Genomic DNA, 17353 nt, shown 5'->3' on the forward strand with positions numbered 1-17353 from the left:
TTCAACCACCTCAAACACCACCGCGGCTTCGCCACCCGCTACGACAAGCTCGCCGTCCGCTACGCCGCCACCGTCCACGTCGCCAGCATCGACCACTGGCTGCGACGACTTTCGTAACAGGCCCTAGCCGCCGGAGGGTTCCTTCACTTCCTCGCGGTCGACGTCGCCCTCGAGGAGGTCCTCGGCCGCCTTGGCCAGCAGCGGGTCGTCGACCTCGCCGGCACGGACCCGGGCGACGAGGTCGCGGCGCATCCGCGGCTCCCAGAACTTCTTGATGTGGGTCGCGATCTCCTCCGCGGCCTTCTCCGGGGGCAGCGCCTCGAAGTTACGGACGAGGTCGTGCCCGAGCCGGACCACGGGTGGGACGTCGCCGCTCACCGACGGTGCCTCGCCATCGCGCCGACCGGCATGTCGTGCGAGACCGCCTCGGGGGCCTCCCCGGCCTCGGCGCGTGAGGCCTCGGTGGCCACGGTCACCTGCACGGCCGTCACCTTGTACTCGGGGCAGTTCGTGGCCCAGTCGGAGTTCTCGGTCGTCACGACGTTCGCGCCCGTCACCGGGTGGTGGAAGGTCGTGTAGACGACACCGGCCGGCATCCGCTCCGAGACCAGCGCGGTGAGGCGCGTGGCGCCGACGCGGGACGAGAGCTCGACGACGTCGCCGTCGGAGATGCCCCGCAGCTCGGCGTCGGACGGGTGGATCTCGAGGACGTCCTCGGGGTGCCACGTCGAGTTGGGGGTGCGCCGCGTCTGCGCGCCGACGTTGTACTGCGACAGGATGCGCCCCGTGGTCAGCACGAGCGGGAACCGCCGGTTGGCGCGCTCGGTGGTCGGGACGTAGACGGTCGGCGTGAGCTGGCCGAGGCCGCGGACGAACTGCCCGACGTGCATCGTCGGGGTGCCGTGCGGGGCGGCGTCGGTGACCGGCCACTGCATCGAGCCCTCGGCGTCGAGCCGGGCGAAGGACACCCCGGCGAACGTCGGCGTCGTCGCGGCGATCTCTTCCATGATCTCGGCGGCCGAGCCGTACGACATCGGGTAGCCCATCGCCGTCGCGATCTCGCAGACGACCTGCCACTCGTCCTTGCCGACCCGGCTCGGCATGACCGGACGCACCCGGTTGAGCCGCCGCTCGGCGTTCGTGAACGTCCCGTCCTTCTCCAGGAACGAGGCGCCCGGCAGGAACACGTGGGCGAAGCGCGCCGTCTCGTTGAGGAAGAGGTCCTGGACGACGACGAGCTCCATCGCCCGCAGCGCCGCCTCGACGTGCTGGGTGTTGGGGTCGGACTGCGCGATGTCCTCGCCCTGCACGTACAGGCCGAGGAACGATCCGCCGATCGCCGAGTCGAACATGTTGGGGATCCGCAGCCCGGGCTCGGGCTGGATCGTCACGCCCCACAGCGACTCGTAGATGTCGCGCACGTCGGCTCGCGACACGTGCCGGTACCCGGGCAGCTCGTGCGGGAAGGAGCCCATGTCGCACGAGCCCTGGACGTTGTTCTGGCCGCGTAGCGGGTTGACGCCCACGCCCTCGCGACCCAGGTTGCCGGTGAGCATCGCGAGGTTGGCCATGCCCATGACCATCGTCGATCCCTGGCTGTGCTCGGTGACCCCGAGCCCGTAGTAGATGGCCGAGTTCGGGCCGGCCGCGTAGAGCCGGGCCGCGGCGCGCAGCTCGGGGGCGGGGATGCCGGTCTCGGACTCGGTCGCCTCCGGCGAGTGCTCGGGCTGCGCGATGAACTCGAGGTAGCCGTCGGTGCCCTCCGTGCGGGAGCGGACGAACTCCTCATCGAGCAGCCCCTCGGTGACGATGACGTGCGCCATCGCGTTGACGAACGCGACGTTCGTCCCAGGCCGTACCGGCAGGTGGAAGGACGCCTCGACGTGCGGGCTGCGCACGAGGTCGATCCGCCGGGGGTCGGCGACGATGATCCTCGCCCCCGCCCGCAGCCGCTTCTTCATCCGCGACGCGAAGACCGGATGGGCGTCGGTGGGGTTGGCACCGATGAGCAGGATGACGTCGGCCTGCTCGACCGAGCGGAAGTCCTGGGTGCCCGCCGACGTGCCGAACGCGTGGTTGAGCCCGTACCCCGTGGGGGAGTGGCACACCCGCGCGCAGGTGTCGACGTTGTTGTTGCCGAAGGCCGCGCGCACCATCTTCTGGACGACGTAGACCTCCTCGTTCGTGCACCGCGAGGACGAGATGCCGCCGATGTAGCCGACGCCGTGCTCGTCCTGGATGGCGCGGAAGCCGTCGGCCACCTTGGCGATGGCCTCGTCCCACGACACGACGCGCCACTCGTCGTCGATCGAGTCACGGACCATCGGCTCCATCTGCCGGTCGTCGTGGGCGGCGTAGCCGTAGGCGAAGCGGCCCTTGACGCAGGAGTGGCCCTCGTTGGCGCCGCCGTCCTTCCAGGGCGTCATCCGCACGACCCGGGTGTCCTCGCCCGAGCCCTGCACCTCGGCCTTGAACGAGCAGCCGACACCGCAGTAGGCGCAGGTCGTGACGACCGAGCGGGTGGGCATCCCGAGCTGGACGACCGACCGCTCGGTGAGCGCGTCGGTGGGGCAGGCCTGGACGCACGCGCCGCACGAGACGCACTCGGAGTTCAGGAAGTCGGTGCCGCCGGCGCTGACCCGCGAGTCGAAGCCGCGGCCGTCGACGGTGAGGGCGAACGTGCCCTGGGTCTCCGAGCACGCCCGCACACAGCGCGAGCAGACGATGCAGGCCGCCGGGTCGTAGTCGAAGTACGGGTTGCTGTGGTCCGTGGTGTCGGCCAGGTGGCTCGCGCCGTCGAGGCCGTAGCGGACCTCCGCGACGCCGGTCGCCCGCGCCCACTTCTGCATCTCGCAGCTGCCGCGGGCGCAGCCGTCGCAGTCGGTGGGGTGGTCGGACAGGTAGAGCTCCATGACGTTCCGGCGCAGGTCCTGGACCTGCTCGGTGTCGGTGCGCACGACCATCCCGTCCGAGCACGGGGTCGTGCAGGAGGCGGGTGTGCCCTTGCCGCCCTCGACCTCGACGAGGCACAGCCGGCACGACCCGAACGCTGCGAGCGAGTCGGTGGCGCACAGCTTGGGGATCTCGATGCCGGCCTCCGCGGCGGCCCGCATCACCGAGGTCCCGGCCGGGACGCTCACCTCGCGGCCGTCGACGGTGACCGTGGCGGTCTCGTCCGACGCGACGCGGGGCGTCCCGTAGTCGGTCTCCTGCTCCGCGATCACGGTGCTCTCGTCGATGGTCGTCATGGCCGGGCTCCTCCGTCGGTGCTCGTGGCTGACTCGGGTATGTCGTCGGCGACGGCCTCGGCCTCGCCGGGTGGGGCGCCGAAGTCCTCGGGCCAGTGCTCGAGGGCGCTGCGGACGGGCATCGGCGTCAGGCCGCCCATCGCGCACAGCGAGCCCTTGGTCATCGTGGCGCACAGGTCCTCGAGGAGGACGAGGTTCGCCTCGCGGTGCGTGCCGGCCCGGATGCGGTCGATGACCTCGACGCCCCGGGTGGAGCCGACCCGGCAGGGCGTGCACTTGCCGCACGACTCCTTGGCGCAGAACTCCATCGCGAAGCGGGCCATCGCGCCGGCGTCCATCGAGTCGTCGAACACGACGATGCCGCCGTGCCCGACCATGGCGTCGGCCTCGGCGAAGGCCTCGTAGTCCATCGGCAGGTCGAACTTCCCCGGCGGGAGGTAGGCCCCGAGCGGTCCGCCGACCTGGACGGCCTTGACCGGGCGGCCGGAGGCGGTCCCGCCGCCGAAGTCCTCGACGAGCTCGCGCAGCCCGATGCCGAAGTCCGCCTCGACGATGCCGCCCCGCGCGACGTTGCCGCCGAGCTGGAAGACCTGTGTGCCACGCGACTTCCCCGTGCCGAGCGCGGCGTAGGCGGCGCCGCCGTCGGCGAGGACCATGGGGACCGCGGACAGCGTCAGGACGTTGTTGACGACCGTCGGTCTGCCGAACAGCCCCTGGAGGGCGGGGATCGGGGGCTTGGCCCGCACCTCGCCGCGCTTCCCCTCGAGCGAGTCGAGCATCGAGGTCTCCTCGCCGCAGATGTACGCCCCGGCACCGACCCGGACGTCGAGGTCGAAGGCGTGGTCGCTGCCGAGGACGGACGTGCCGAGCACGCCGTGGGCGTAGGCGATGTCGATGGCGCGGCGCAGCGTGCGGATGGCGTGCGGGTACTCGCTGCGCAGGTAGACGAACCCCTCCGTGGCGCCGGTCGCGACGGCGGCGATGGCCATCCCCTCGATGAGGGTGAAGGGGTCGCCTTCGATGAGCATCCGGTCGGCGAAGGTGCCCGAGTCGCCCTCGTCGGCGTTGCAGCAGACGAACTTGACGTCGGCCTCGGCCTTGCGGACGGTGTCCCACTTGATGCCGGCCGGGAAGCCGGCGCCTCCGCGGCCGCGCAGCCCGGAGTCGGTGACCTCCTGGACGACCTCCTCGGCAGAGAGGGTGAGTGCGCGCTGCAGTCCCGCGAGGCCGCCGTGCTCACGGTAGGCGGCGATGTCGGTGGGCTCGGTGACCCCCACCCGCGCGAACGACACCCGGTGCTGGCGGGTGAGCCAGGGATGCTCGTCGACGACGCCCACGCAGCGCTCGGTGGAGGCGAGGTCGCCGGCCAGGACCGCCGTGGCCTCCGCGGGCTCGACGGCGGCGTACCCCACGCGCCCGTGGTCGGTCTCGACCTCGACGAGCGGCTCCATCCAGAGCATCCCGCGCGACCCGTTGCGACGAACGGTTGCCCCGGCGGCCTCGAATGCCTCGGCGACGGCGTCCGCTCCGACCGACACGGCCGCGGCGTCGCACGGCACCCAGACGACGGTGCTCATCGGCCCCACCCCTCGGTCAGGGCGTCGAGCCGCTCGGGCGTGAGCCGGGCGTGCAGCGAGCCGTCGAGCATCCCGGCGGGGCCGAGGGCGCAGTTGCCGAGGCAGAAGACCTCGCCGACCTCGACCTCGGTGGAGCCTGACCAGCGGTCGGCCGCCGCGGCGTAGGTGGCCTCGGCGCCCCGGGCCTGGCACGCCTCGGCGCGGCACAGGCTCACCCGGTGCGTGGTCGGGGGAGTGCGCCGGAAGTCGTGGTAGAAGCCGACGACGCCGAGGACGTCGGCCCGGCTGAGGTTGAGCACGTCGGCGATGACCGGGATGTCGTCGTCGTGGACGTACCCGTGCACGGCCACGACCTCGTGCAGCACCGGCATGAGCGGGCCGCGGGCGGCCGCGAGCTGCTCGGCGATGGCCCGGACGGACGCCGCCCGGGACGGGTCGGTAGGCGCTGGCGCTGGTGCGGGGGTGGGTCCTCGCTGTGGCACAACCTCCACCTCTCTGTGGGGTCATCGACGTACCGCCCGAGCCTACGCGGAGAAGAGCCCTGCGTGCGGCGGCGGACCGACGAATCCGCGCGGGAGTCAGAGGCGTTGGGCGCCGGGGCGTCCGGACTCCACGACGAAGGACGCGGACGTCGAGACCCCGCCCCCGCGCCGCCCGACGAACTCGACCGTCCGCAGGTCGGTCCGCCACTCCGCCCGGGTGACCGTGTGCAGCTGGTAGCCGCGCCGGTCGCCGTCGAAGTACCGGATGTGCGGGTTGTAGCGGATCATCGGCCCGTAGTACGGGCCGTAGACCTCGCGGTCACCGTTCGTCGTCACCGACGTCCCGACGAACTCGGTCGCCACCACGGGCGAGCCCGGGTCGTCGAAGTCCTGGCGGATGTCGTTGACGAAGGTCGAGTGCCAGTCGCCGGTGAGGACGACCGGATTACGCACCCGCGCCGTCGCCAGGACCTCGGTGATCCGGTTCCGTGCCGCGGGGAACCCGTCCCAGGCGTCGTGCCAGAGGCGGGCGCCCGGGGTCGCCTCGTGCTCGAGCCGGGCCATCATCACGTTGTTCCCGAGGACGGCCCAGTGCGCGCGCCCGGCCCGCAGACGGGCGGTGAGCCACGACTCCTGGCGCCGTCCGAGCATCGTCACCGACGGGGCGTAGGCAGCAGCACTCGCCGGTGCCTCGCCCCAGCCACCCGGCGGCACGTCACGGTGCTGGCGCCCGTCGAGCATGCTCAGCCGCACCAGTCCGCCGAGGTCCAGGCCGCGGTGGAGGGTGAGGCCACCGTCCGGGCGCGGGATGGAGGCCACCCGCAGCGGCTGGTGCTCGTAGTACGCCTGGTAGGCCGCGGCCCTGAGTGCCGAGATGTCGCCCTCGTACTGCGACCGGGTGCCGGCGTAGTCGTTCTGCACCTCGTGGTCGTCCCAGGTGACGGCGAACGGGACAGCGGCGTGCGCGGCCCTGAGGTCGGCGTCGGACTTGTACAGCGCGTAGCGGATGCGCCACTGCTCGAGGGTGCGCGGCGCCGGCCTCGCGGGCTCCGGGACGGGGGTGCCTCGTGCCCCGGCGGTCGCCCCGACGGCGCCCTCGTACACGTAGTCCCCGAGGTGGAGGACGAGGTGGGGGTCGTCGTCGACGAGGTGGCGGTACGCGGTGTAGAAGCCGCTGGAGTAGTCCTGGCAGCTCACCGTGGCCAGGGTCGCGGTGCGCAGCGGGTGGCCCGCGGCCGGCGCGGTGCGGGTCCGCCCCACGTCCGAGACGTGACCCCGGTACCTGAACCTGAACCAGTACTCGCGCCAGGGCCTGAGCCCTCGGAGCTCGACGTGCACGCTGTGGGCGAGGCGGGCCGGTGCGAGGGCGAGCCCCGAGGCCACCTTCGTTCGCAGCCGCTCGTCGGAGTAGACGGCCCATTCGACGGCGAGGTCGCGCCCGGGTGCGCCGCCGCCGGGCACGAGGGGGTCCGGTGCCAGGCGGGTCCACAGCACGACGCCGTCGGGCCCCGGGTCCCCGGAGGCCACTCCGAGGGTGAACGGGAACCCGATGTCGGGCCGTGGTGCGGCGGAGGCGTCCGCGAGGGGGACCTGAGCGGCGGCCGCGGTGCCGGCGAGGGCCCCGACCACGGCCAGGAAGCGACGGCGGTCCACCCCGTGCGAGTGGTTGGGCGTCCGTGGAGGCAGCACGGTCCACGACCGTAGGCAACCTCGGCGACCAGCCGGTGACGTAGGGGGGACGCGTGGGTGAAGTCCGAGGGGGTGGGAGAGCATCGGGTGCCGACGGCCGCGCGACCGTCCCGGGCGGTGCTCTCCGGGCCACCGTCCGATTAGGAGCCCGGTACCCCCGCTGGTAGCCTTGTCGACTGCCGTGAGATCGGCCGCGGAACCAGAGAGCCCCGGTGAACCAGCCCGGGCGCGCCGCGCAGCAGACACCAGGAACAGGAGAGTCGTCGCCCCATGCCGCTGAGCACCGACGTCAAGAAGAGCATCATCGCCGAGTACGGCACGTCCGAGGGCGACACCGGCTCGCCCGAGGTGCAGGTCGCGCTTCTCACCCAGCGCATCAAGGACCTCACCGAGCACAGCCGCGAGCACAAGCACGACCACCACTCCCGTCGGGGTCTGCTCCTCCTCGTCGGCCGCCGCCGCCGCCTCCTGCGCTACCTGGAGAGCATCGACGTCGAGCGCTACCGCTCGCTGATCAAGCGCCTCGGTCTGCGCCGTTGAGACTTCCGAGAGGGCGGTCCTCACATCCGTGTGGGGACCGCCCTCTCGCATGAGCGGGCCCGTCCCGCTCGGGGGTGGGCCCAGCCGCCCGCGAAGAACCCACAACTGAACACCGGAACCATCTGCGGCGCGGCCCGTCGCCCCGCCGCCTGAAGGACACACCCGTGCACAACGACGATGCACGCGGTGCGAATGACATCGAGAAAAGGAGGGCCCATGGAGGGTCCCGAGATCACCGCCACCGAAGCCGTCATCGACAACGGCAGCTTCGGTACCCGTACCGTCCGGTTCGAGACCGGACGCCTGGCCAAGCAGGCCGGAGGCGCCGTTGCCGCCTACCTGGACGAGGACACGATGCTCCTCTCCACCACCACCGCCGGGAAGTCCCCGCGTGAGGGCTTCGACTTCTTCCCCCTGACCGTCGACGTCGAGGAGCGGATGTACGCCGCGGGCAAGATCCCCGGCTCGTTCTTCCGCCGCGAGGGCCGTCCGTCCACGGACGCGATCCTCACCTGTCGGCTCATCGACCGCCCGCTGCGCCCGACCTTCCGCAAGGGGCTGCGCAACGAGGTCCAGGTCGTCATCTCCGTCCTGTCCCTGAACCCGGACCACCAGTACGACGTCCTCGCCATCAACGGTGCGAGCGCGTCGACGCAGATCTCCGGCCTGCCGTTCTCCGGCCCGGTCGGCGCCACCCGCGTCAGCCTCATCGACGGCCAGTGGGTCGCGTTCCCGAACTTCAGCGACATCGAGCGCTCGACGTTCGACATGGTCGTCGCGGGCCGCATCGCCGGTGACGACGTCGCGATCATGATGGTCGAGGCCGAGTCCACGGAGAACACCTGGGACCTCGTGAAGACCGCCGGCAAGACCGCCCCCACCGAGGAGGTCGTCGCCGAGGGTCTCGAGGCGTCCAAGAAGTTCATCAGGGTCCTGTGCGAGGCCCAGTCCGAGCTGGCCGAGAAGGCCGCGAAGCCGGTCGAGGAGTTCCCGATCTTCCTCGACTACGAGGACGACGCCTACCAGGCCGTCGAGGAGGCCACCTCCGGTGACCTGACCTCGGCGCTGCAGATCGCCGGCAAGCAGGAGCGCGAGGAGCGCATCGACGAGATCAAGGAGTCGATGAAGGCCTCGCTCGCCGAGCGCTTCGAGGGCCGCGAGAAGGAGCTGTCCGCCGCCTACCGCAGCGTGCAGAAGGCGCTGGTCCGCCAGCGCATCCTGCGCGACAAGGTCCGCATCGACGGCCGTGGCCTCGCCGACATCCGGGCGCTGAGCGCCGAGGTCGAGGTCCTGCCGCGCACCCACGGCTCGGCCATCTTCGAGCGTGGCGAGACCCAGATCATGGGGGTCACGACGCTCAACATGCTCCGGATGGAGCAGCAGCTGGACACGCTGTCGCCGACCACGCGCAAGCGCTACATGCACAACTACAACTTCCCGCCGTACTCGACCGGCGAGACCGGCCGCGTGGGCTCTCCGAAGCGCCGCGAGATCGGCCACGGGGCGCTCGCCGAGCGGGCCCTCATGCCGGTCCTGCCGACGCGCGAGGAGTTCCCGTACGCGATCCGCCAGGTCTCCGAGGCGCTGGGCTCCAACGGCTCGACGTCGATGGGCTCGGTCTGCGCGTCCACCCTGTCGCTGCTCAACGCCGGGGTGCCGCTGCGCGCCCCGGTCGCCGGCATCGCGATGGGCCTGGTCTCGGCGGAGGTCGACGGGCAGACGCAGTACGCGGCGCTCACCGACATCCTCGGCGCCGAGGACGCCTTCGGCGACATGGACTTCAAGGTCGCCGGCACCCGCGAGTTCGTCACGGCCATCCAGCTCGACACCAAGCTCGACGGCATCCCCGCCGACGTGCTGGCCGGTGCGCTGACCCAGGCCCGGGACGCCCGCTTCCACATCCTCGACGTCATGAACGAGGCGATCGACGCCCCGGACGAGATGTCCCCGTACGCCCCCCGCGTCATCTCGGTGAAGGTCCCGGTCGACAAGATCGGCGAGGTCATCGGCCCGAAGGGCAAGATGATCAACCAGATCCAGGAGGACACGGGCGCCGACATCTCGATCGAGGACGACGGCACGGTCTACATCGGCGCCACGGATGGCCCCTCGGCCGAGGCGGCCCGCGCGGCGGTCAACGCCATCGCCAACCCGCAGATGCCGGAGATCGGCGAGCGCTTCCTCGGGACCGTCGTCAAGACGACGACCTTCGGCGCGTTCGTCTCCCTGCTGCCGGGCAAGGACGGCCTGCTGCACATCTCCGAGGTGCGCAAGCTCGTCGGGGGCAAGCGCATCGACGCCGTCGAGGACGTCCTGTCGGTCGGCCAGAAGATCCAGGTCGAGCTCAAGGAGATCGACCCGCGCGGCAAGCTCAGCCTCGCCGCAGTGACCGCCGAGGGCGGCTCCGACGCCGCAGCGGCCCCGGCCGCTCCGGCGGCCGACGCCGGCTCCGACGCGACGGACGACACCGACGCCGATGACGCCGATGACGCCGACGACCAGGGCGGCAGCGACTCGGACGAGCGCGGTGAGGGCGGCGAGCGTCGCCGCCGCAACCGTCGCCGTCGTGGCGGCCGTGGCCGCGGTGAGCGGTCGGAGGAGGGCGCGCCCAGCGACGCCTGACGCCTCGCGTCATCCGGACCGGAGCCCCGGTGCACCCTCGGTGCACCGGGGCTCCGGCCGTCCCGGGCGGTTGTCCACAGGGGGAGTCTTCCCCATCGAGGGACACCGCCGCGGACGGCTAGGTTGTGCGCGACCGCTCAGGGGAGCCGGTCCCGCTCACAGAAGGATTCGTTCTATGCGTGCTGTCCTCGGCGTGCTCGTCGCGCTCGGTGTCCTGCTCACTCTCGCCGGAGGTACGGCCGCGGTCGTCATCGGCCCGGACGGGGTCGCCGAGACGCCGACGAGCGAGGTCGACCTCGGGGAGAGCGCCGTGCTCGTGACCTCCGCCGGCGTGCTCTCGTTCCGCGGTGCCACCATGCAGCTCACGGCGTCGTCCCCGGACGGCCCGGTCTTCGTCGGGCAGGCGCACCCGGTCGACGTGGCGGACTGGGTCGGGCACTCGGGCCGGTGGGTGGTCACGTCGGTCGACCAGCAGGGAGTCGGCGGGACGTCGGTTCCCGGCGATGCGGAGGCGAAGGCCCTGGTGGCCCCCGCCGACCTCCCCTTCTGGACGCGCCGGGCGTCGGGCGCAGGCGAGCAGACTCTCGTGCTGCCGCTCGACGGGTCGCCGACGCAGGTGGCGGTCCTCCCGCCGGAGGGCTCGACCGCGCTGGCCGTGCGGATGGGCCTCGCCCTGCCGGGAGCCTTCACCACGGCTCTGGTCACGGCTGGTGCCGGGCTCGTGCTCGTCGCGGGGGGCATCGTCGGGATGCGCCGACTGGCGCGCCGCGGCCGCGTCGCGGACGAAGCCGTGCCGGTCGAGGACGAGGCACCCGCACCGGCCTCCGGGGCCGTGCTGCGCGCCGTCGTCGCAGGTCTGGCGGTTCCGCTCCTGGTGTCCGGCTGCTCGTGGGGCCCGCAGCAGGTTGACACCTGGGGAGCCGGACACCGTGACCAAGACCGCGGTCGAGGCCGACGGGCTCGGGGCGCTGCTCGAGGACTACGACGAGCGCAACAACGCGGCCATCGCCGCGGCCCACAAGAGCGACGACCCAAAGGTGTGGGCCTCCGCCGATGCCGAGCTCGTCCTCGACGGGGACCGTTTCGACACCCGTCGGGCGAAGGTCGCCAAGAGCAAGGAGCCCGCCTCGACGCTGCGTCACGAGCCGGGGGCGCTCTACGCACCCGAGTTCGGCGAGTACCCCATGTTCGCCATCGGGTCGGCGACCGTCACCTCGTCGGTGAAGGACTCCGAGCCGTGGTCCTCGGTCGGGGTGTGGCTCCGGGAGTCCGCGGCGGAGCCCTGGAAGCAGGCAGCGAACGTCGCTACCGCGGACGACCTGAAGCTGCCCGGGCCGAACCCCGTGGGCGCCGAGAGCGTGCCCACACCGGAGCAGCGCAAGGCCACCCTCGCCGCGGCCACGGCCGTGCTCGGCTACCTCCGGGGCGAGGGCAAGGCCTCGGGCGTCACCCTCGACAAGACGCTCAAGGAGCTCCGCGCCGGGTCCTCGATCCGGGACGCGAAGGGGGTGGACCACCGGATGTCGGCCACGTTCGCCAACGGGGCCGACGACCAGGTCTCGGCCGAGGGGTCGGTGCGCGCGGTGCGCACCGACGACGGCGTGCTGGCCGTCGTGAGCATCCGGGCGCACGACTCGTTCTCGGTGGGTGGCAACAGCCGCCTCCAGTGGGACGAGCCGTACGGCACCGCCCTCGGACAGTCCGGACAACGCACGCTGTTGTCCAGGGACATCGGCGTCGTCGTGCTGCTCGCCGTCGCGGACTCGGGGAAGGCCCGGGTCCTCGCCTCGGGCTGGGACACCGCCAGGTGACGAACCTGCCGGCGACACCTCGGTGTCGCTGGCAGGTTCATGACCTTCCGGAGGACACGCATCGTCTAGCGTGTGTCCGGTAGATGTCGGCAGGGGGACACCGCCGATGCGAGATGGGGGAGTGGTGTGAGATGAACAGACCTGCCGAGGACGCAGCAGCCACCGGGCCGGCGCCACGGGACGTGCCGGAGGAGCCGGTGGACGGCTCTGGGTCGGACCTCATCACAACGCCCGGCGTCGAGCCGACGTCGACCGACCCCGCCTGGCCCGTGCGCGTGAACCGGCCGGAGGGCGGGGCCGCCTGGGCCTGAGGCCCGGGACACCGAAAGGGCCCGCTCCACCTCGTGGTGGAGCGGGCCCTTCGATGTGTGCTCAGGCCGCGGAGCGGGTGCGCAGCTGGTGCGGCGCCTTCCAGCGCATCTCCATCCGCGTCCGTCCGTCGGCAGTCACGACCGGCACCCAGCGCATGGCCAGGCCGGTACGGGTCGTCGTAGTGGCGACCTTTCTCATGATGCCTCCTCCCGGATCGTTCACCCTGCGTTCACCAAGAGTACAGGTATCGCGGAGCTAAGGTGAACAAAACATGAACAACCTGCGTGGCACGGGTATCCCCGGTGGCGCCTCGGAGGCCCGGTCCGTCGTCGTCACCGCGGGGGGAGGGGAGTGCTCCCCGTTGTGCCCGACGCGGAGCAGGTCCACTGTTGGCCCGGGAGAGGCCGACCGACCGAGGGCAAGGAGTGTGACCGTGGAGCGCGACATGGAGACCCTGTGGGAGACGCGGGAGGAGATCGACCGCAGCCAGCAGCGGCTTGACTCGATCCCCGTGCGGGACGAGGACGTCGAGGGCAGCGACCCGGCCCGGGTCGTCTCGGTCCGGGTGGCGGCGGACGGCACGGTCCGGTCCATCACCGTCGACCACCGGTGGCAGGACCACGTGGCCGCGGCAGACCTGGCCGACACCATCGCCGCCGCCTACGTCACGGCCGCCGGTGAGCGCGTCGGGACCTGGGTCACCGACGTCGAGGACGCCTTCGCCATGCCGGCACCCCGCAACCGGCCGCTGCCGACGACGGTCGAGGAGGTGATGGAGCTCGTCCCCGACTCCGAGAACCTGACCGAGGAGGAGGTCATGACGCGCATCGCCGAGCTGTGGTCGGAGATCGAGTCCGAGCTGGACGGCGCCCTCGCCGACCTCGAGGACCGCACGACACAGGTGCACCGGGCCTCCAGCCCCGACGGCACCGTGCACGTCGAGCTGAGCGCGTCCGGCGGCCTCCAGCAGCTCGTGCTGCGCGAGTCCTGGCTCGAGCGGGCGCACCCGGCGAACATCGGGCGCAGCATCCTCGCCGTGCTCGAGCAGGCGCAGGCGAGCGCGCTCGCGGGCTTCGCCCGGACCAGGCAGGACGCCGACGCCGCCGTGGACCGCCTCGGCCGGCTCGGCGACCCCACCCGGCTGGCCCGCCGCGCGGGCCTGGACGTCTGAGGAGGGCACCGTGTCGTTCGAGGTCCAGAAGGAAGCCCTGGAGCACGACGCCAAGATCTGGGACGCCACCGGGGACACCCTGTCCACGGCGGCGGGCGCCGCACGGGGGATCGTGCTCTCGACGAACGCGGTCTCGTTCGTCGGTGACGCCACCGGGTTCACGAGCACCTACGCCGACATCCAGTCCTTCGTGGCCGGGCTGCTCGACGAGGGGTCCGCCGCGTCGTCCGACATGGCGACGACCCTGCGGGACGTGCGGAAGCAGTACGAGGCCGACGAGCAGTCGGCCGCCCAGCGCATCGGCGACCAGTGGTCGCCCGTCGAGTGAGGACACCGAGATGACACCCGAAGAGATCCTCGAGAAGCTGCACGCCAAGTGGGAGGAGGTCGAGCGCAAGGCCACCGCCCTGCTCGAAGCCTTCAACAACACCCTGCAGAAGATCGCCCGCTTCTCCGGCTGGGTGGCCGAGAAGGCGGCCGCCTTCTGGAACAACACCGTCGTGCCGGCCTGGCAGAAGGCCGTGGACTGGATGTCCGAGCACTGGAACGTGTTCGGTGCACCCTGGCTATGCTTCGGGGCCGCCGGCGACTGGCGCTCGGGGGTCGGGCAGCCGACCTCGGAGCGGGCGGGCCTGGCGACCAAGGGCCAGCTCGACGTCGACACGACCTGGAAGGGCACCGCCGCGACGCGCTACAACGACCGCCTGGGCGAGCAGGAGCGGGCCCTCGGTGCGGTCTCCGAGCAGTTCGCGGAGACCATCGCGGCCAGCCTGACCAAGGTGGGTGCCGGGATCATCACCTGGTGGCTCGGCATCATCGTCGGCATCGGCATCCTCGTCATCTGCCTCGTCACGGCCACGGGTGAGGCCATCTCGGTGTTCGGGCTCCCGGCGGTGCCCCCGACGGTCTACGCGGGCTGGGCCTCGTTCGTCGGCGGGCTGATCATCGGCACGGGTGCCCTCACGACCCTGTGCCTGCTCGCCAAGAGCGACCTCGCGGGTGCGCGTACGAAGCTCGCGAAGTTCCCTGGCGGCTCCTGGCCGGCGTTCGGCTCGTAGGCTGCCGCCGTGACGATGGACGAGCGCACCGCCCGGGACGCGGCGACGATCCGGGCCCGCGGTGCCCTCGCGGCGCTCGCCCTGTGCCTGCTCCTCGCAATGGCGTGCGCGGCCTTCGCGCTCACCGCGCCGGGAGACGCCGCGGCCCTGCTGTGGGTGGGTGCCGCGCTCGCCGTCATCGGCGCCTTGGCCGCGCTGGTCGTGCAGCGGGCCAACCGCCGCCTCGCCGGTGACCCCCGGGACGGTGCGGCCGTCGCCGGGATGGGGCTGCTGGCCGTGGCGGTCCTCATGGCGTGGGCGGTGGGGGTGCTCGTCGTGCTCGCCGTCACCCGCGAGGTGGTCTACACCCTGGCGGCCCTCGCCTTCGTCGTCCTCGTCCTGCCCCCGCTCGTCATGGGGTGGGTCACCGCGAAAGGGCCCCATCCCTCCTGAGCGTGCCGCTCACTAGAGTGGCGGCCATGAGTGGCACGAAGGTCGCGGTCGTCGGCGCATCCGGGCGGATGGGGTCCACCACCTGCGCCGCCGTCGAGGCGGCCGGCGACCTCGAGCTCGTCGCGCGGGTCGGGTCGGGTGACGACCTGGGCGACCTGGGCGGGGCCGAGGTGGCCGTCGACTTCACCGTGCCGGACTCCTCGCCCGGCGTCGTCGCGCACTGTGTCGAGCGCGGCGTGCACGTCGTCGTCGGCGCGACCGGATGGAGCGAGGCGCGCCTCGCCACGTTGCGCGACCACCTCGCCAGCCACCCCGAGGTCGGCGTGCTCGTCGCCCCGAACTTCGCCGTCGGCGCGGTCCTCATGATGGAGCTCACCCGCCGGGCCGCCCCCTTCTTCGAGTCGGTCGAGGTCGTCGAGCTGCACCATCCCGACAAGGTCGACGCGCCGTCCGGCACCGCCGCCCGCACGGCCGCCGTCATCGGCGTGGCGCGCGAGCAGGCCGGCTGCGACCCCGTCCCCGACGCCACCCGGCACGACCCGGACGGCGCGCGTGGCGCCCTCGTCCACGGAGTCCCGGTGCACTCGGTCCGGTTGCGCGGGCTCGTGGCCCACCAGGAGGTCCTGCTCGGCAACCCCGGCGAGATGCTCACCGTCCGGCACGACTCCTTCGACCGCGTCTCGTTCATGTCGGGCGTCCTGGCCGCCGTCCGGCAGGTCTCCGCCCACCCGGGTCTCACCGTCGGCCTCGAGCACTACCTCGGCCTCGACGGCTGACCGCCGTACCCCTCACCTGGGCCGACGCATCCATGTGACGGGCGTGTTACCGAACCCTCACACCCTTCGTGCCCGCCGACATGAGGTGGATGTTTCGGACGGTTCACACGGGCCGCGGCCCACTGAAACACCCCGTTCCTAGCGTTCTCGACGTCCGACAACGACGCGGGACGCCGGAGGTCGGTGTTCCCGAGGCACTGGAACTCCGGGAAAGGGCAGCACATGAGCGCCACCGTCACCCCCAGGTCGACCAGCACGGTCGACGTCGAGCCGGGGCACATCGGCCCCGGCCGTTGGATCGAGAAGTGGGACCCCGAGGACGCCGGCTTCTGGGCGGCGAAGGGCAAGGCCATCGCCCGGCGCAACCTCACCTGGTCCATCGTCGCCGAGCACATCGGCTTCTCCGTCTGGCTGCTGTGGTCGATCGTCGTCGTCAAGATGACCGGCACCTACGCGGCCGACGGCTCGCTCGTCACGCCCGGCGCGGCCGGGTGGGCCCTGACCGCCGGGGAGGCGCTGACCGTCCTCGCCGTCGCCTCGGGGGTCGGCGCGTTCCTCCGCATCCCCTACACGTTCGCGGTGCCGCTCTTCGGCGGCCGCAACTGGACGACGATCTCGGCGCTGCTCCTGCTCGTGCCGACGCTCGGCCTCGCCTGGGTCGTGCAGCACCCCGAGATGCCGTTCTGGGTCCTCCTGGCCGTCGCGGCGACGGCCGGCTTCGGCGGCGGCAACTTCGCCTCCTCGATGGCCAACATCTCGTTCTTCTACCCGGAGAAGGAGAAGGGCTGGGCGCTCGGGCTCAACGCGGCCGGTGGCAACATCGGTGTCGCGGTGGCGCAGAAGATCGTCCCTCTGGCCATCGGGCTCGGCGGCCTCGCCGCGGGGCTGTCGAACGCGGGTCTGGTCTACGTGCCGCTCTCGATCGCCGCGGCAGTCCTCGCCTGGCTCTTCATGGACAACCTGCGCGAGGCCAAGGCGGACCCCACCCCGACCGCCAACGCGACCAAGCACCTGCACACCTGGGTCATGGCCTTCCTCTACATCGGGACCTTCGGCTCGTTCATCGGCTACTCCGCGGCGTTCCCCACGCTGCTGAAGGTGGTCTTCGAACGAGGGGACATCGCGCTCACGTACGGCTTCCTCGGCGCGCTCGTCGGCTCGCTGTCCCGCCCGCTCGGCGGCAAGCTGGCCGACCGGGTCGGTGGCGCGGTGGTCACCGTGTGGACCTTCGTGGCGATGGCCGCCGCCGGGTGGACCGCCGTCATCGGCGTGCAGAACGAGAACCTGCCGCTGTTCTTCGTCAGCTTCATGGTGCTCTTCGTCGCCACCGGTGTCGGCAACGGCTCGACCTACCGGATGATCCCGGCGATCTTCACCCGGATCGCGGGGCGTGACGGCGACGGCTCCGAGACGAGCCGGGTCGAGTTCAAGCGTCGCGCGGCCGGCGCGGTCGGCATCATCTCGGCGGTCGGCGCCTTCGGCGGGTTCGTCATCCCCTTCGTCTACAAGTTCGCGAAGGAGAGCTACGGCTCGATCGTCCCGGCCCTCCAGGCCTACGTCGTGCTCTTCCTCGTCATGGCCGTCGTCACCGGGGTCGTGTACGTCCGCAAGGGCTCGCTCATGGCGAAGGTCTGA

General features: G+C 71.9%; 15 protein-coding genes. 9 read left to right on the plus strand and 6 right to left on the minus strand.

Annotated features, from left to right (window positions below; all coding sequences use genetic code 11):
* Nucleotides 1-123 precede the first annotated feature (123 nt).
* The 5 genes from JQN72_RS11970 to JQN72_RS11990 all read right to left on the minus strand — a co-directional run bounded on the left by JQN72_RS11970 (nucleotide 124) and on the right by JQN72_RS11990 (nucleotide 6996).
* Nucleotides 124-378, minus strand: coding sequence for a formate dehydrogenase subunit delta (locus tag JQN72_RS11970; protein WP_204135427.1), 255 nt, complete (start codon nucleotides 376-378; stop codon nucleotides 124-126).
* A complete protein-coding gene (gene fdhF / locus JQN72_RS11975; RefSeq protein ID WP_204135428.1) occupies nucleotides 375-3248 on the minus strand; it encodes a formate dehydrogenase subunit alpha in 2874 nt (957 codons plus the stop codon). The genes JQN72_RS11970 and fdhF overlap by 4 nt, the downstream gene beginning before the upstream one ends.
* Complete coding sequence (locus JQN72_RS11980) at nucleotides 3245-4825, minus strand: NADH-ubiquinone oxidoreductase-F iron-sulfur binding region domain-containing protein (RefSeq protein ID WP_204135429.1); 1581 nt, start codon at nucleotides 4823-4825, stop codon at nucleotides 3245-3247. The genes fdhF and JQN72_RS11980 overlap by 4 nt, the downstream gene beginning before the upstream one ends.
* Nucleotides 4822-5307, minus strand: a complete 486-nt coding sequence (locus JQN72_RS11985; protein WP_307812644.1) for an NAD(P)H-dependent oxidoreductase subunit E — start codon at nucleotides 5305-5307, stop codon at nucleotides 4822-4824. The genes JQN72_RS11980 and JQN72_RS11985 overlap by 4 nt, the downstream gene beginning before the upstream one ends.
* Before the next feature lie 96 nt (nucleotides 5308-5403).
* Nucleotides 5404-6996 carry an alkaline phosphatase D family protein gene (locus tag JQN72_RS11990; RefSeq protein ID WP_307812645.1) on the minus strand — a complete coding sequence of 531 codons (1593 nt, stop codon included), beginning with the start codon at nucleotides 6994-6996 and terminating at the stop codon, nucleotides 5404-5406.
* Between the two features lie 270 nt (nucleotides 6997-7266).
* Here JQN72_RS11990 and rpsO point away from each other — a divergent pair, with 270 nt between their 5' ends.
* The 3 genes from rpsO to JQN72_RS12005 all read left to right on the plus strand — a co-directional run bounded on the left by rpsO (nucleotide 7267) and on the right by JQN72_RS12005 (nucleotide 11969).
* Complete coding sequence (gene rpsO / locus JQN72_RS11995; protein ID WP_204135431.1) at nucleotides 7267-7536, plus strand: 30S ribosomal protein S15; 270 nt, start codon at nucleotides 7267-7269, stop codon at nucleotides 7534-7536.
* Nucleotides 7537-7752: 216 nt separating this feature from the next.
* On the plus strand, nucleotides 7753-10158 hold the full coding sequence (locus JQN72_RS12000; RefSeq protein ID WP_204135432.1) for a polyribonucleotide nucleotidyltransferase: 2406 nt from the start codon (nucleotides 7753-7755) through the stop codon (nucleotides 10156-10158).
* 929 nt (nucleotides 10159-11087) lie between these two features.
* On the plus strand, nucleotides 11088-11969 hold the full coding sequence (locus JQN72_RS12005) for a hypothetical protein (protein ID WP_204135433.1): 882 nt from the start codon (nucleotides 11088-11090) through the stop codon (nucleotides 11967-11969).
* Nucleotides 11970-12341: 372 nt separating this feature from the next.
* On the opposite strand, the gene JQN72_RS12010 is transcribed toward JQN72_RS12005, so the two are convergent.
* Nucleotides 12342-12479, minus strand: coding sequence for a hypothetical protein (locus tag JQN72_RS12010; protein WP_204135434.1), 138 nt, complete (start codon nucleotides 12477-12479; stop codon nucleotides 12342-12344).
* Between the two features lie 235 nt (nucleotides 12480-12714).
* On the opposite strand from JQN72_RS12010, the gene JQN72_RS12015 reads away from it, so the two are divergent.
* The 6 genes from JQN72_RS12015 to JQN72_RS12040 all read left to right on the plus strand — a co-directional run bounded on the left by JQN72_RS12015 (nucleotide 12715) and on the right by JQN72_RS12040 (nucleotide 17353).
* A complete protein-coding gene (locus JQN72_RS12015) occupies nucleotides 12715-13452 on the plus strand; it encodes a YbaB/EbfC family nucleoid-associated protein (RefSeq protein ID WP_204135435.1) in 738 nt (245 codons plus the stop codon).
* A 10-nt stretch (nucleotides 13453-13462) separates the two neighbouring features.
* A complete protein-coding gene (locus JQN72_RS12020) occupies nucleotides 13463-13780 on the plus strand; it encodes a hypothetical protein (protein WP_204135436.1) in 318 nt (105 codons plus the stop codon).
* Between the two features lie 10 nt (nucleotides 13781-13790).
* Nucleotides 13791-14510, plus strand: coding sequence for a hypothetical protein (locus tag JQN72_RS12025; protein ID WP_204135437.1), 720 nt, complete (start codon nucleotides 13791-13793; stop codon nucleotides 14508-14510).
* Between the two features lie 9 nt (nucleotides 14511-14519).
* Complete coding sequence (locus tag JQN72_RS12030) at nucleotides 14520-14942, plus strand: hypothetical protein (protein ID WP_204135438.1); 423 nt, start codon at nucleotides 14520-14522, stop codon at nucleotides 14940-14942.
* A 26-nt stretch (nucleotides 14943-14968) separates the two neighbouring features.
* Complete coding sequence (gene dapB, locus JQN72_RS12035; RefSeq protein WP_204135439.1) at nucleotides 14969-15718, plus strand: 4-hydroxy-tetrahydrodipicolinate reductase; 750 nt, start codon at nucleotides 14969-14971, stop codon at nucleotides 15716-15718.
* A gap of 222 nt (nucleotides 15719-15940) precedes the next feature.
* Complete coding sequence (locus JQN72_RS12040; protein ID WP_204135440.1) at nucleotides 15941-17353, plus strand: MFS transporter; 1413 nt, start codon at nucleotides 15941-15943, stop codon at nucleotides 17351-17353.

The sequence above is a fragment of the Phycicoccus sp. CSK15P-2 genome (genome assembly GCF_016888005.1).
Taxonomy (GTDB): Bacteria; Actinomycetota; Actinomycetes; order Actinomycetales; family Dermatophilaceae; genus Phycicoccus.

Bases quoted from the DNA above. Each gene is read 5' to 3' on its own strand.
- rpsO (WP_204135431.1), top strand. From the start codon at position 7,267: ATGCCGCTGAGCACCGACGTCAAGAAGAGCATCATCGCCGAGTACGGC.
- JQN72_RS12025 (WP_204135437.1), top strand. From the start codon at position 13,791: ATGACACCCGAAGAGATCCTCGAGAAGCTGCACGCCAAGTGGGAGGAG.
- JQN72_RS11980 (WP_204135429.1), bottom strand. From the start codon at position 4,825: ATGAGCACCGTCGTCTGGGTGCCGTGCGACGCCGCGGCCGTGTCGGTC.
- dapB (WP_204135439.1), top strand. From the start codon at position 14,969: ATGAGTGGCACGAAGGTCGCGGTCGTCGGCGCATCCGGGCGGATGGGG.
- JQN72_RS12010 (WP_204135434.1), bottom strand. From the start codon at position 12,479: ATGAGAAAGGTCGCCACTACGACGACCCGTACCGGCCTGGCCATGCGC.
- JQN72_RS12000 (WP_204135432.1), top strand. From the start codon at position 7,753: ATGGAGGGTCCCGAGATCACCGCCACCGAAGCCGTCATCGACAACGGC.
- fdhF (WP_204135428.1), bottom strand. From the start codon at position 3,248: ATGACGACCATCGACGAGAGCACCGTGATCGCGGAGCAGGAGACCGAC.
- JQN72_RS12040 (WP_204135440.1), top strand. From the start codon at position 15,941: ATGAGCGCCACCGTCACCCCCAGGTCGACCAGCACGGTCGACGTCGAG.